This is a genomic window from Saccharothrix stipae (assembly GCF_054781895.1).
This window is the reverse complement of record NZ_BAAGTN010000008.1, coordinates 1,187,707-1,199,799: the sequence shown is the minus strand read 5'-3', so window position 1 is coordinate 1,199,799 and position 12,093 is coordinate 1,187,707. Positions and strand designations below refer to the sequence as shown.

Below are 12,093 nucleotides of genomic sequence, written 5' to 3'. Positions count from 1 at the left end.
GTCCGCCGGGATCACCCGGGAAGCTGAGTAGCCTGCCTGGCATGACCGTCGGTCAAGGGCTGATGGAGGCGCAGAACGCGCGCTTCGCGAGCGTCGACCCGCTGCTGCCCGCGGTGGCCGCACCGCCGGACGGCGACGTCATCACCGCCGCGCTGCCGGACGGCACCAGGGTCGCGGGCGTGCTCCAGCGCCAGGTGCACGACCGGCGCTCGCCCGCCCGGCTCTGGTCGGCCACCGAGGTGTGGGAGCTGACCCCGCTGCTGGGCGCCGCGGGCGCGGCGGGCATGGACGCGCTGCTGCGCGCGTGGCGCAAGCGGCTCGACCTGCTGGCGCCGGCCGAGCGCGACTCGGCGTGCGTGCTGACCTGGCCGAGCCGGGACGCGGAGGCGACCAGGGCGATGCTCGACCACGGGCTGGTGCCGCTGACCGTGATCGCCGTGCGGCAGGCCCCTCCCCCGCCGGTGACGGGCGCGCTGACGATCCGCCGGGCCACGCCCGCGGACCTGGAGACGGTGCTGGCCCTCGCGCTGGCCGAGCTGCGCTACTCGTCCATGGTGGGTTCGACGGTGCACCGGCCGGACGCGGCGGAGCTCAAGCGGCGGACGTTGGCCGAGCGGCTGGCCACCGGCGGCCCGGCGTGGCTGGCCGAGCGGGACGGCATCGCGGTCGCGCTGGCCGAGTGCGCGGTGGTGACGTCGGAGCCGGGCAACTGGACCTCGACCAGGCTGCCGCACGGCCGCTGGGGTTACGTGAACTGCGTGTCGGTGCTGCCGGGCGCCCGCGGCACGGGCGTGGGCCGCCGGCTGATGGCGCACGCGCACCGCGAGCTGCACCGGCTGGGCACGGTCGGCACCTACCTGTACTACAACCCGCCGAACCCGCTCTCCTCGGTGTTCTGGCCGCGCCAGGGTTATCGTCCACTGTGGACGATGTGGGAGGTCCGGCCGGCCGGGGCGCTGCGCTAGGCGTCACACCGCGCCGGGTTGCGAGGCGGCCGAACGCGGACCACTATTTGAACTGACCGGTCAGTTCAAAAGGAGGTCCGCAGTGCAGATCCACGCCCGGCGCGTCGGCGTCTCCGGACCGCACGGCCCGCTGCTGAAGCCCACGTCGCTGCGGGTCGGACCGGGTGAGCTGGTGCTGGTGGCGGGTGATCCGGGCACCGGGCACACCGCGCTGGGCCTGGTGCTGTCCGGCCGGATGCGCCCGAGCACCGGCGAGGTCTCCCCCGCGGCCGCCGAGCTGCGCGAGCACGTCGTGCTGGTCGACTCACCCGACGTCAGCGAGCCGGAGGGATCGCTGACCCTGGCCGGCGTGGTGGGCGAGGAACTGGCCCTCAACGGCGCCCGCAGCGGCCGCCGGGCGGTGGCCGACTGGCTGGTCGAACGTGGCGCGGACGAGCACCTGGACCACCGGTTCGAGCACGTGCCCGCCGCCACCCGGTGCGCGCTGATGCTGGAGCTGGCCGCGGGCCGCCCCGGCGCGACGGCGCTCGTGCTGGACAGCCCCGACCGCTACCACGGCGACCCGAAGGGCTGGGTGGAGCTGGCCCGACGGCACGTGACGCCCGACCGGTCGGTCATCGCACTGTGCACCACGACCAGCGCCACCGTGCTCGACGTCCCCGTCGCGCGGATCGGCGCGGACAACGAGGAGTCCGAGTGACCGCCCTCCGGATGGCCCGCAACGAGCTGCGCCGGATCACCTCCGGCACGCTGCCCAAGCTCGCGGTGCTGGCGCTGACGCTGGTGCCGCTGCTCTACGCGGCGCTGTACCTGTACGCCAACAAAGACCCGTACGCGCACCTCAACCAGGTGCCCGCCGCGCTGGTCGTCGAGGACAAGGGCGCGACCGCGAGCGACGGCACGCGGCTGGACGCGGGCCACGACGTGGCCGAGGAGCTGGTCGACGGCGACAAGTTCGACTGGCACCGGGTCGACGCGGCCCAGGCCGAGCAGGGCGTGCGCAACGGGACCTACACGTTCGCGCTGACCCTGCCCGAGGACTTCTCCCGGTCCCTGCTGTCGACCGGCGACTTCACGCCGAGGCAGGGCGTCATCGTGCTCACCACGAACGACGCGAACAACTACCTCGGCTCCACCATCGCCAACCAGGTCGTGGCCGAGGTGCGCCGGTCGGTGTCGGTGCGGGTGGGCGCGGAGGCCGCGGACCGGTTGCTGCTCGGCTTCTCCACGATCCGGCAGAAGACCGCCGAGGCCGCCGACGGCGCGACCAAGCTCGCCACCGGCCAGCAGGACGCCTACACCGGCGCGCGGCAGCTCGCCGACGGTGCCGCGCCGCTGGCCGACGGAGCGGCGCAGGTCTCGTCGGGCCTCACCCGGCTGCGCGACTCGACCGCGGGCCTGCCGGCGCAGTCGCAGCAGCTGGCGTCCGGCGCCAAGCAGGTGGCCGACGGCAACGAGACCGTCGCCCGGACCGCCGAGGACTACGCCGCCAAGGCGCAGGGCCTGGTCGACCGGCTGAACGCGGCGAACGGCGAGCTGGCCACCCGGCTGCGCGCCCTCGGGCTCTCCGAGGAGGAAGTGCAGCGCGTGCTCGGCGCCGTGGGCGAGGTCCGCAAACCGGTGGACGACGCCAACACCAAGGTGCAGGGCACGGCCGGGCAGCTGCGCACGCTCGCGGACGGCGCCAAGCAGGTCTCCGACGGCGCGGCGCGCCTGGCCGCGAGCACACCGGCGCTGACCGACGCCATCACCCGGTTGAACGACGGCGCGGCGCAGGTCTCGTCCGGTGCGGCCCAGGTGCGCGACGGCGCGGGACGGTTGCGCGACGGGGAGGCGCAGCTGGTGGACGGCGCGAACCAGCTGCGCGACGGGCTGGCCGCCGGCGTCTCGCAGATCCCCAACCCCGACGACCCGACCCGCGAGTCGACCGCCCGGACCATCGGCGACCCGGTGAACGTGCGCGGGGTGAGCCAGACCGCCGCGGGCAGCTACGGCGCGGGCCTGGCGCCGTTCTTCCTCGGGCTGGCCACCTGGATCGGCGCGTTCGTGCTGTTCCTGCTGCTCAAGCCGCTGTCCCGGCGCGGGCTCGCGGCCGGCCGGTCGCCGCTGCGGGTGGCGTTGGGCGGCTGGCTGCCCGGTGCGCTGCTCGGCGCGGCGCAGGTCGTGGTGATGTACGCGGCGGTCACGCTGGTGGTGGGCATCCGGCCGTCGCACCCGCTGGGCGCGCTGGCGTTCCTGCTGCTGGTGTCGGCGACGTTCGTGGCCGTGCTGCACGCGTTGAACGCCCTGTTCGGCGCGGTCGGCAAGTTCATCGGCCTGGTGCTGCTGATCCTGCAGCTGGTCAGCGCGGGCGGCACGTTCCCGTGGCAGACCATCCCGGTGCCGCTGTACCCGCTGCACTACGGGCTGCCCATGGGCTACGCCGTCGACGGCCTGCGGCACCTGATGTACGGCGGGTCGTTGGGCGGCGTCGGCCGGGACGCGCTGATCCTGGTCGGCTACCTGGTCGCGGGCCTTGCCTTGGCGACGCTCGCCGCGTACAAGCAGCGGGTGTGGACTCCCACCCGGCTGAAGCCAGAACTGGTGCTGTGAGCGGCACGCGCCCCGGCCGCACCGCCGCGACCAAGCAGAAGCTGTTCGACGCCGCGCTGCGACTGGTCGGCGAGCGGGGCGCGGCGAGCGTGACGGTGGACGAGATCGCCGCCGAGGCGGGCGTCGCGAAGGGCACCGTCTACTACAACTTCGCCAGCAAGGACGCCCTGGTCGACGCGCTGCTGCGGCACGGGGTCGACCTGCTGGCCGCGCGGTTGAGGGCGGCCGAGGAGCAGGACGAGACGGCTTCGGCGATGGCGTCGCTGGTGGACGGGATGCTCGGGTTCTTCGCCGAGTACCCGGCGTTCGGGCAGCTGCTGGTGTCGGAGCTGTGGCGCACGCCCGGCCAGTGGCACGACACGTTGAGCCTGCTGCGCGACGACATCGTGTCGATCGTGCGCGGCCAGATGCAGCGGCTCTCCGACGCGGGTCGGCTGCCCGACGGCGTGCAGGTCGGCACGGCGTCGGCGGCGTTGTTCGGCACGCTGCTGGTGATCGCCCTGGACTGGCAGGTCTTCCAGCCCGAACGCAGCCTCGCCGAGGTGCGTGAATCGGTGTTGTCCCTGGTCCGGGGCCTGCGGCCGGGCTAGGCCCTACCTCGGGTCGACCGTCGGGACCATGTGCAGCAGGTTGCGCACGACCGGGTGCAACCGCGGCCCGGTGCCCAGGAACCGCACGAGTTCCTCGTCGTCCTCGTCCATCACCTGCGGCGACTCCTCCAGCGCGCGCAACAGCTCTTCTTCCATCCACAGCCGGTCCACGACGTCCGGCCAGAGGTCGCGCAGCACCACCCACTTGGCGAGGTGGGCCGGGGTCACGGGCGAGCCCGCATCGAAGACCCCGCGTTCGACCGCCACCACCACGGCGAGCCTGATCTGGTTGCGCCACCGGCCGACGTCGACGGGGTCGGCGTGCCTCGGAGCGCAGTCCTGCAACGCCGCCCACGCGGCCCGGGTGCGATCCTCGCGCGTCGGCTTCCCGGGTTCGGCGGGCCGCTCGTCGGCCACCGCCACCGACGTCCCCTCCTCCGCCGCCCGACCGGAGCCCCGGTCCACGTGGAAAGCAACCGCGAACATCAGCGCCAAGATCCCGACGGAGAGCGCCAGGACGAGGAGCACCGAGGAGACGGTCGGCGTGTCGTCGCCCGCGACCCAGCCTCGGAACACCCCGCCCAGCGACTCCAGGAGGAATTCGCCCCACTTGATGAGCGAGAAGACGACCATGCCGAGGAACAGGAACCCGACGAATCCGGCGAGGCTCCGCTGATCCCCGAACAGGTACCTGATCCCGATGACGCCGATGATGACCGCCACGAGGGGGGCCGTGAAGTTCCTGATGTCCTGCGCGATGGCGTTGCCGTCACGGGAGACCGCCAACAGGATGTCCAGCGTCATTTCCGGGCTCACGGTTCCCACACCTCGTCGCTCGTCGCGTGCGGCAGCGCCACGACGTTGGGGATCAGCTTCCGAACGTGCCGGTGCCCCAAGCGGCGGGCGTGCACGGACTCCACCGGAAGCCCGGTCTTGCGGACCGCGGCCTCCTCCATCGTCCTCAGGTCGCCGAGGAACACCAGCACGACGCCGGGAGCCCGCACGATCTTCTTGGCCTTCTCGCACAGGTCGAGCACGAAGTCGCCACCACAGCTGTCGATGTTCCGCACGACGACCACGAACCGACGCCCGTTCGGCCGAGCGCGCCGACGAACGCGCAGCGCTTGCCGGATGAGCTTGGCCAACTGCTCGCGGACCTCCTCGAACGTGCCTTTCGTGGCTTCGTCGCGGACGCTCGCGGTGAACCGGGCGATCGCGGTCGTGGCGGTCCACGCGCGGTTCAGCACGACCCAGAACACCAGGGCGAGCAGCACGGCGGCCACCACCGGTGAGCGGACGGCCTGTGACGCGAGTTCGCCGATCGGGCCGCCCTTGCCCGCGAGGCTGAAGACGGCGGCGCGCACGTCGGGCAGCGCGACGACGCCGGCCGCGATGAACGCCGACACCACACCGGCGAGGACCTTGCGCCACCGCCGCGTCCGCGGCGAGCTCATCTCGACGGAGATCGGCTGGAACGCCCGGCGCACCCAGTTCCGGCGCTGCCCGGCGGCGCGCGCGACGCCGCGTGCCAGCAGCGCGTCCGGTGGTCGCGCGTTCCCTTCCCAGTCGGCCGCGTCGAACGAGCAGACGACGTGGGACCGCGCGGGCAGCCGCTTGCGGAGCAGGTCGGCGATGTCCGGACGCCCGCCCGTGTCCCACCCCGTGACGGCGACCGTGATCGGCGGGTCGTCGTCGGGCCACTCGATGACGACCTGCTCGATCGCGGTGACGACCGCGTCGGCGGGGGACGGCCTCGCGCGGTCGGCTTTCGCCGGCGTCGTGCTCGACGAGGTGCCAGGCTTCATGCGCGCCTCCCCGTGAGCGTTCCGGCACGCTGAGTATCGCACCGAACCCGAACCGTGAGCCCGCACCGAGCGGCGTGTTGGTGGGCCGGCTAGTGCCGCATCACCCAGGTGTCGATCTCGCCCACCTGGTGCACCGACGGCGGCCGGTTGTCCAGGGCGCGGTGGACGGCTTCGAGGACCCCGACCGACGCCTCCTCGTGGCTGAGCCAGCGGGTGCCGGCGCCGTGCCGGACGAAGCCCAGCACCACCTGCTGCGTCGGGTGGCCCGCCAGGGCCGGGTCCGGCACGCCGCGCACCGCGTGGATCGCGCCGCTGTCGTGCACCTCGACCACCGGGGCGTGCGGCGCGAGCAGGGGCGCGACGGCACTCAGCACGGCGTCGCGGTAGCTCGCGTGCACCCACGCCACGAGCAGGTCGGCCGGCCGGTCCACCACCTCGCGGACCCGTTCGGCCAGCTCCGCCGGTCTGGCCCAGTCCGCCGCCACCGCGACCTTCGACCCCTCGACGCCGCTCAGGTGCGGCACGTGGCCGCGGCCGCGCAGGGCCGCCCTGGCCGCGCTGCCCAGCACGCCCTCGGGCCGCCGACTGGGCAGCACCACCTGCCACCCCTGCGCCAGCAGCTCGTCCGCGCACCCCTTCAACATCCCGGTGCCGCCCAGCACCAACGCCGTCCGCCCGCTCATCGCACCGACTCCTCACCGCGCTCCGCCGCCCGTCGCAACGGGCCGGACCGCCATTGGTCGACCTCACGCTGCCCGCGCAGCCGCACCACCGCGAGTCGATCGGCGTGCTCACCCCGGAGCACCTCGCGGACCCGCTCGCCGGTGCGGGCGTGCGACTTCCACGCCCACCGCAACAGGTGCTCCGGATCGGTGAACACCGTGTGCAGGGGCGGTTCGACGTTGCCGTTCCACAGCTCCTGGCGGCGCAGCCGGCGCACCGCGGTGCGCACCGTCACCCGGCGCATCACCACGTGCCGCGGGTGGTCCAACCAGACCAGCGTGTCGGCGTGCTCCAGCAGCACCGGCCGCGCCAGGCTGTACTGCCACTCCGTGGCCCACGCCCCACCCTTGACCAACCGCCGCACGTCGGCCTCGAACTCCGGCCTCACCGTCCACTGTGGACCATGGAACAGCGAGTCCATCTCCACATAGGACAGGCCGAGCGTCCGTGCGACGAGACTGGCCAGGGTCGATTTCCCGGAGCCGGACGTGCCGGCCACGAGCACCCGGCGCGGCGGGTGCGGCAACTCGTCGGCTGGTCCCAGGAGCGGCACCGCGCCAGGCTACCGCCAACCGAGGTCGGGCGACTCCGCCACGCGCACCGGTTCTCCGGTCTCCGCGCTGCGGTTCGCGGCGAACCCCGTGAGCAGCGACAACGCGCCGTCGCGGTGCGTGGCCCGACGCCCGAGCGGGTCGTCCTGGCCGGGCGCGCCGTAGAGCACGTCGGTCATCCGCCGATCGGCCCCACCATGCCCTTCGCCACCGGACTCCACCGGGATCTCCGCGGCACGACCGAACAGCGGTTGCACGGTCAGCCGGACCCCGCCCTCCTCGGGGTTGGCCTCCTTGCCGTGCACCGCGGGCTGCTGCCCGCTGACCCAGCCGTTCTCCACGACCTCCAGCTCCAACCGGCCGCGGCTGCCGTTGACCATCAGCCGGTAGCCCTCCCACGGCGAGTAGGCCGTGAGGTGGTAGGTCAGGTTCGCACCGTTGGCGTAGCGCACGAGCACCGACATATCGTCCTGAATGGACACACCGGGCGCGAACGGGTTGCGGTCGCGGTGGTAGCCGTCCTCGTGCTCGGCGTCGAGGTAGAGCCGGCGCAGCCAGTCGTCGCGCTCCAGGTGCAGCGCGAACGGGTCGTCCCGCGCCTGCGGCGAGCCGTGCACCCGGTCGTAGGGTCGGTGGTGGCCGTGGCGCTTGCCGTTCTCGTCGCCGTAGAAGAACAGCCGGTCGTGCGCGTAGACGACCTCGGGCACCGAGTCGACCCACCAGTTCAGCAGGTCGAAGTGGTGGGTGGCCTTGTGCACCAGGAGGCCGCCGGAATTGACCTTGTCGCGGTGCCAGCGGCGGAAGTAGTCGGCGCCGTGGCGGACGTCGAGCAGCCACTCGAAGTGCACCGAGCCGATCTCGCCGACCGCGCCGCCGACCAGCAGCTCGCGGACCTTCTCGTGCACCGGGTTGTACCGGTAGTTGAACGTGACGGCCACCCGGCCGTCGTTGCGCTCCACCGCGTCGAAGACCCTGCCGACACCGGCGGGGTCGACCGTCATCGGCTTCTCGGTGATGACGTCGCAGCCCGCGTCCAGCGCCCGCACGATGTAGGTGTCGTGGTGGCGGTCGACCGTGCAGACCACGACCACGTCGACCCGCTCGACGGAGATCATGCGGAGGAAGTCCTCGGCGGCGTAGGTCGGGACGGGCCGGTCGAGGCGCTCGTTGTGCACGGCCATGCGGGTGGGGTTGACGTCGCAGAACGCCACCAGCTCACCCTGGTCGGCGTGCCCGACGATCGCGTCGACGTGCAACTCCGCCCGCGCGCCGGTGCCGACGACCGCGTAACGCCTGCGTGCCATGCCACGCCCTCCTGGTAAGCGTTTTCCACACGCTAACCCGGCACGACCGCACACCGTCAAGGACGGTTCCCAGCCGGTGGGCGACGACGCCTGGATCGGCGGCGAGACCGCCGCTCAGCAGGCCGGGAAGAGGCGGCGGGTGCCGTTGGGCGCGGTGGGGTCGCTGAACCGGCAGCCGTAGGCCGGCGCGGCCACCACCGCCGGGTCGTCCACCGAGTCCCCGGCGGGCCGGCGGCCGGTGTCGACCCAGGCCACCAGGTCGTCCCAGGCGGCGCCGACCTCGTTCGGGCTGAACTCGCAGTGGTCGACCGCGCGGATCGCCCGCTGCACGAGCAGGTCGCCCCGGCCGTTGCGCCGGACGTCCCGGTGGTAGACCTGCTCCATCGAGAACGGCACGAACAGGTCGCCCAGGCCGTGCAGCGACAGCACCGGCCTGGTCGGGCGGCCGGCGATGCGCGGCACCTCGGTCAGCTTCGGCGTGACGCGGGCCCTCAGGTTCTCCGGCAGCACGCGCTGGACCGCGCGGTTGACGTCGACCGGCGCGTTCGGCTCGTACCGGGTCAGGGCGTTGGTGGCGACCTGGCCCGGGTCGGCGGCCAGGCCGTCGCCGGACGGCGGCGCCGCGAGGTCGAACAGGAAGTCCTTCCAGAACGCGAACGCGGGCGCCGCGCCGGGCCGCGGGCCGCCGCTGCGGTGGGTGACGATGGCGGCGAACTGCGCGCCGCGCTCGTTCGGGACGCCGGTCAGGCCGAGCTCCGCCTTGATGCGCGGCACGACGGCGGTCAGGTAGTCGTCCGGCGCGGGCCAGGCGCGGATGCCGCTGAGGGCCTGCGCGGCGAGGTTGTAGTCGACGAAGAAGTCGAACAGCTCCTGGTCGCCGAGCACGCCGCACAGCGGCAGGGCGCCCCGGTAGAAGCCGGGGAACTGCTCCAGCGACCGGCCGATGACGTGGCCGCCCATGGAGATGCCGACGATGAAGGTGTCCCGGGGCTTGCCGACGAGCCGGTGGAAGTGCTTCGCCAGGCCGTGCGTCCCGAGCACGCCCGCCTTCACGTCGTAGGCGTTGGCGTAGTAGCTGGACGCGGCCCAGGCGAAGCCCTGGTCGAGGAGCTTCTGGCGCAGGCCGTAGGCGGGCGGGTCGACGGTGAGCACGGTGGTCGCGCCGCGGTAGCCGTGCGCCCACATGGCGAGGCGGCCGTTCCAGCGCGGCGGGACTTCGATGATGTAGGCGGCGTGCTCGTGCACGCCCTGGAGCACCCGCGACGGTTCGCCGCCCACCCGGGCGGGTGGCAGCGGTGGGTTGTCGATGGTGTACCCGGGCAGCGGCCGGTCACCGGGCGGTGTGGCCGCCACGGCCGGTGGTGCCAGCAGGACCAGGACGAGCGCCAACCCGAAGATCCGTCGCATGTCGCCCATTCTGGTCACCACCGGAGGTCCGCCACCAGCTCCTCGTGGGTCAACTCGAAGGTCAACGGGTAGCTCACCCGGATGACGTCGTCCTCGTCGCGGGTCAGCCGCGCGCCGGGGAAGACGCGGGCGACCAGGCGCAGCATCGGCTGGTTCTCCCCCAGGACGTCGCCGTGCAGCTCGGTGTAGCGCAGGTCGGTGGCGAGCCGGCCGAGTGCGGCCATGAGCTTGGTGCCGACGCCCTTGCGCTGCCACGGGTCGACCACGGCGAGCGCGATCTCCGCGGTGTCCTCGCCGGTGGCGATCAGGCGGGCGATGCCGACCGGCTTGCGGTGGCACTCGGCCACGACGGCGGCCTTGCGGTCGCCGTCGAGGTCGATGAGGCGGCGGCGCATCGCCGCGGTGAGGCGCGGCACGGGCGCGTGGAAGCGCAGGTAGCGGCTGCGCGGGGACAGGCCGTGGAAGACGGTGTCGACGGCGTTGCCCGCCTCGGCGGCGTGCAGTTCGCGGACTCTCATGGCGGACGCCCCTTGGGTTCGGATTCCGAACCCTAGCTGGATCCGATTTTCGAACGCAAGGGGTATCATCAGTGGGCATGGCCCACGTGAAGGTTGCCGACGAGCTGTGCACCGTGTCGCTGCCCGCCGCCCTGCTGGGTGAGCGGTGGACGTTGCTGCTGCTGCGGCAGGCGTTCCTGGGCACGCGGCGGTTCGAGGACTTCCAGACCGCGATGGACATCTCGCGCAGCGTGCTGACCGAGCGCCTGGGCACGCTGGTCGAGGAGGGCATCCTCCGCCGCGAGGCCTACAAGGACGTGCGGACGCGGTACGAGTACCGGCTGACCGAGAAGGGACTGGACCTCTACCCGGTGCTGGTCGCCCTGCGCAAGTGGGGCGATCGCTGGATGTCCCCCGACGAGGGCCCGTCGTTCGACCTGCACCACCGCACCTGCGGCGGTGACATCGGGGTGCACGTGGCGTGCGAGGGGTGCGGCGCCGCGCTGACCGCGCGGGACGTGCGCGTCACGCCGCTGCGCGACTCACCCGCGTGAGCTCAGGAACCGCTCCACCGCCGAGACCACGAAGATCAACGCGAGCAGCACCGCGAACATGACGAAGTAGACGGTGTGCTCCTGGAGCTCGACCCGGTCGGCCGCCCACACGTCCATGGCGGTGAACAGGGTGAACCACGCCAGCCAGCCGACCACGGCCGCGGCGAGCCACCGGGTGCTCCGCCGCACCACGGCGGCGGCGGCGACCAGGCCCAGCGCCAGCTCGACCAGCTTGGCCAGCCAGATCACCGGCATGACCCAGTCGGCACCGAGCTCCAGGGTGGCGTCCAGGTACCGGCCGACCTGCTGCTGGCGGTCCTTCCAGCCCAAGGGGAGCTCGGCGAAGTTCAGCACGCCGAACAGGGCGAGGAACACGCCGATCGGGAGGAACATCCGCGACCACGCGGCCCCGCCGTCCAACACCGGTCTGCCGACCATCGTCGCCCCCTCCGTCACGAGGAATCCTCACTCAGCGGCGACGGGAGAGAAGTACGGGTATCCGCAGCCGCGACGACGGCCGACCGCCCCCGGCGGGGACGCCCGCAGTGGGTAACGGACCGGAAAAGCGTCACCACTCGTGTGCGTTACGGTCATATCCCACCTCTTTCCGGTGATTATCGCGTACCGCCGGACAACAAGAGTGACACTCTAACCGGGCATTGCCGACACGGAAATGGGACTCCTATATTCGGAACGACTCGGCGGAATAGCCGACATCCCGTGAGGAGAAAATCCGATGATGAGAATGGCCAAGGTGCTGGCGGTGACGGCACTCGGGATCGCGCTCGCGTTCGGCCCGGCGGTCGGCGCGTTCGCCGCACCCGCCACGCCGGACGCCGTGGTCACCGCCTCGGAGTCCCCGCGGCAGCAGGTCCTCGGCGGCGTGAACCTCTGGGAGTTCTGCCGCAAGCTGGGTCACCGCGACGTCACCAACCAGCCCCCGCACAACGTCTGGTCCTGGTACTGCGTCCGGCAGGACGGCAGCCTGGAGGACATCAACATGTACGCCGCCTGTCAGTGGCAGTACAACAAACAATGGGCGAAGCCCGCTTACTGGGACGAGGCCGACGAGTACAGCTGGTACTGCTACCTCGACTGACGAACA

Annotated in this window: 14 protein-coding genes; 6 read left to right on the top strand and 8 right to left on the bottom strand. The window is 72.5% G+C overall.

Translation table 11 applies throughout. From position 1 onward, the window contains the following. The first annotated feature begins 41 nt into the window (after positions 1 to 41). The 4 genes from ACYVLT_RS22490 to ACYVLT_RS22475 all read left to right on the top strand — a co-directional run bounded on the left by ACYVLT_RS22490 (position 42) and on the right by ACYVLT_RS22475 (position 4,147). Entirely contained in the window at positions 42 to 965 is a 924-nt protein-coding gene (locus ACYVLT_RS22490; protein WP_461122134.1) for a GNAT family N-acetyltransferase, read from the top strand. A gap of 82 nt (positions 966 to 1,047) precedes the next feature. Then, positions 1,048 to 1,665 carry a P-loop NTPase family protein gene (locus ACYVLT_RS22485; RefSeq protein WP_461122133.1) on the top strand — a complete coding sequence of 206 codons (618 nt, stop codon included), beginning with the start codon at positions 1,048 to 1,050 and terminating at the stop codon, positions 1,663 to 1,665. Continuing rightward, a complete protein-coding gene (locus ACYVLT_RS22480) occupies positions 1,662 to 3,557 on the top strand; it encodes a YhgE/Pip family protein (RefSeq protein WP_461122132.1) in 1,896 nt (631 codons plus the stop codon). Before ACYVLT_RS22485 ends, ACYVLT_RS22480 begins: the two co-directional genes overlap by 4 nt. Then, complete coding sequence (locus tag ACYVLT_RS22475) at positions 3,554 to 4,147, top strand: TetR/AcrR family transcriptional regulator (protein ID WP_461122131.1); 594 nt, start codon at positions 3,554 to 3,556, stop codon at positions 4,145 to 4,147. The genes ACYVLT_RS22480 and ACYVLT_RS22475 overlap by 4 nt, the downstream gene beginning before the upstream one ends. Positions 4,148 to 4,150: 3 nt before the next feature. Here ACYVLT_RS22475 and ACYVLT_RS22470 read toward each other — a convergent pair whose 3' ends face one another. From ACYVLT_RS22470 to ACYVLT_RS22440, 7 genes are all read right to left on the bottom strand, one after another. Next, positions 4,151 to 4,963 (bottom strand): hypothetical protein, encoded by an 813-nt coding sequence (locus tag ACYVLT_RS22470; protein ID WP_461122130.1) that lies wholly within the window; start codon positions 4,961 to 4,963, stop codon positions 4,151 to 4,153. Next, a complete protein-coding gene (locus tag ACYVLT_RS22465) occupies positions 4,960 to 5,952 on the bottom strand; it encodes a hypothetical protein (RefSeq protein ID WP_461122129.1) in 993 nt (330 codons plus the stop codon). Before ACYVLT_RS22465 ends, ACYVLT_RS22470 begins: the two co-directional genes overlap by 4 nt. Positions 5,953 to 6,041: 89 nt before the next feature. Next, on the bottom strand, positions 6,042 to 6,635 hold the full coding sequence (locus ACYVLT_RS22460; RefSeq protein ID WP_461122128.1) for a Rossmann-fold NAD(P)-binding domain-containing protein: 594 nt from the start codon (positions 6,633 to 6,635) through the stop codon (positions 6,042 to 6,044). Further along, positions 6,632 to 7,228, bottom strand: coding sequence for a P-loop NTPase family protein (locus ACYVLT_RS22455; RefSeq protein WP_461122127.1), 597 nt, complete (start codon positions 7,226 to 7,228; stop codon positions 6,632 to 6,634). Before ACYVLT_RS22455 ends, ACYVLT_RS22460 begins: the two co-directional genes overlap by 4 nt. Before the next feature lie 9 nt (positions 7,229 to 7,237). Continuing rightward, the gene (locus ACYVLT_RS22450) at positions 7,238 to 8,530 is read right to left on the bottom strand and encodes a Gfo/Idh/MocA family protein (RefSeq protein WP_461122126.1); all 1,293 of its coding nucleotides are present in this window, start codon (positions 8,528 to 8,530) and stop codon (positions 7,238 to 7,240) included. Positions 8,531 to 8,644: 114 nt separating this feature from the next. Next, the gene (locus ACYVLT_RS22445) at positions 8,645 to 9,937 is read right to left on the bottom strand and encodes a hypothetical protein (protein WP_461122125.1); all 1,293 of its coding nucleotides are present in this window, start codon (positions 9,935 to 9,937) and stop codon (positions 8,645 to 8,647) included. 14 nt (positions 9,938 to 9,951) lie between these two features. Beyond that, a complete protein-coding gene (locus tag ACYVLT_RS22440; protein ID WP_461122124.1) occupies positions 9,952 to 10,455 on the bottom strand; it encodes a GNAT family N-acetyltransferase in 504 nt (167 codons plus the stop codon). Between the two features lie 77 nt (positions 10,456 to 10,532). Between ACYVLT_RS22440 and ACYVLT_RS22435 the strand changes: the two genes are divergently transcribed. Beyond that, the gene (locus tag ACYVLT_RS22435; RefSeq protein WP_461122123.1) at positions 10,533 to 10,988 is read left to right on the top strand and encodes a winged helix-turn-helix transcriptional regulator; all 456 of its coding nucleotides are present in this window, start codon (positions 10,533 to 10,535) and stop codon (positions 10,986 to 10,988) included. On the opposite strand, the gene ACYVLT_RS22430 is transcribed toward ACYVLT_RS22435, so the two are convergent. Next, positions 10,977 to 11,444, bottom strand: a complete 468-nt coding sequence (locus ACYVLT_RS22430) for a hypothetical protein (protein WP_461122122.1) — start codon at positions 11,442 to 11,444, stop codon at positions 10,977 to 10,979. The genes ACYVLT_RS22435 and ACYVLT_RS22430 overlap by 12 nt on opposite strands. 280 nt (positions 11,445 to 11,724) lie before the next feature. Between ACYVLT_RS22430 and ACYVLT_RS22425 the strand changes: the two genes are divergently transcribed. Next, positions 11,725 to 12,087, top strand: coding sequence for a hypothetical protein (locus ACYVLT_RS22425; protein WP_461122121.1), 363 nt, complete (start codon positions 11,725 to 11,727; stop codon positions 12,085 to 12,087). The last annotated feature ends 6 nt before the right edge of the window (positions 12,088 to 12,093 follow it).

What these genes read in the sequence shown, in the direction of transcription:
- ACYVLT_RS22490 (WP_461122134.1), top strand. Translation starts at nt 42, where the DNA reads ATGACCGTCGGTCAAGGGCTGATGGAGGCGCAGAACGCGCGCTTCGCG.
- ACYVLT_RS22465 (WP_461122129.1), bottom strand. Translation starts at nt 5,952, where the DNA reads ATGAAGCCTGGCACCTCGTCGAGCACGACGCCGGCGAAAGCCGACCGC.
- ACYVLT_RS22460 (WP_461122128.1), bottom strand. Translation starts at nt 6,635, where the DNA reads ATGAGCGGGCGGACGGCGTTGGTGCTGGGCGGCACCGGGATGTTGAAG.
- ACYVLT_RS22450 (WP_461122126.1), bottom strand. Translation starts at nt 8,530, where the DNA reads ATGGCACGCAGGCGTTACGCGGTCGTCGGCACCGGCGCGCGGGCGGAG.
- ACYVLT_RS22445 (WP_461122125.1), bottom strand. Translation starts at nt 9,937, where the DNA reads ATGCGACGGATCTTCGGGTTGGCGCTCGTCCTGGTCCTGCTGGCACCA.
- ACYVLT_RS22440 (WP_461122124.1), bottom strand. Translation starts at nt 10,455, where the DNA reads ATGAGAGTCCGCGAACTGCACGCCGCCGAGGCGGGCAACGCCGTCGAC.
- ACYVLT_RS22435 (WP_461122123.1), top strand. Translation starts at nt 10,533, where the DNA reads ATGGCCCACGTGAAGGTTGCCGACGAGCTGTGCACCGTGTCGCTGCCC.
- ACYVLT_RS22425 (WP_461122121.1), top strand. Translation starts at nt 11,725, where the DNA reads ATGATGAGAATGGCCAAGGTGCTGGCGGTGACGGCACTCGGGATCGCG.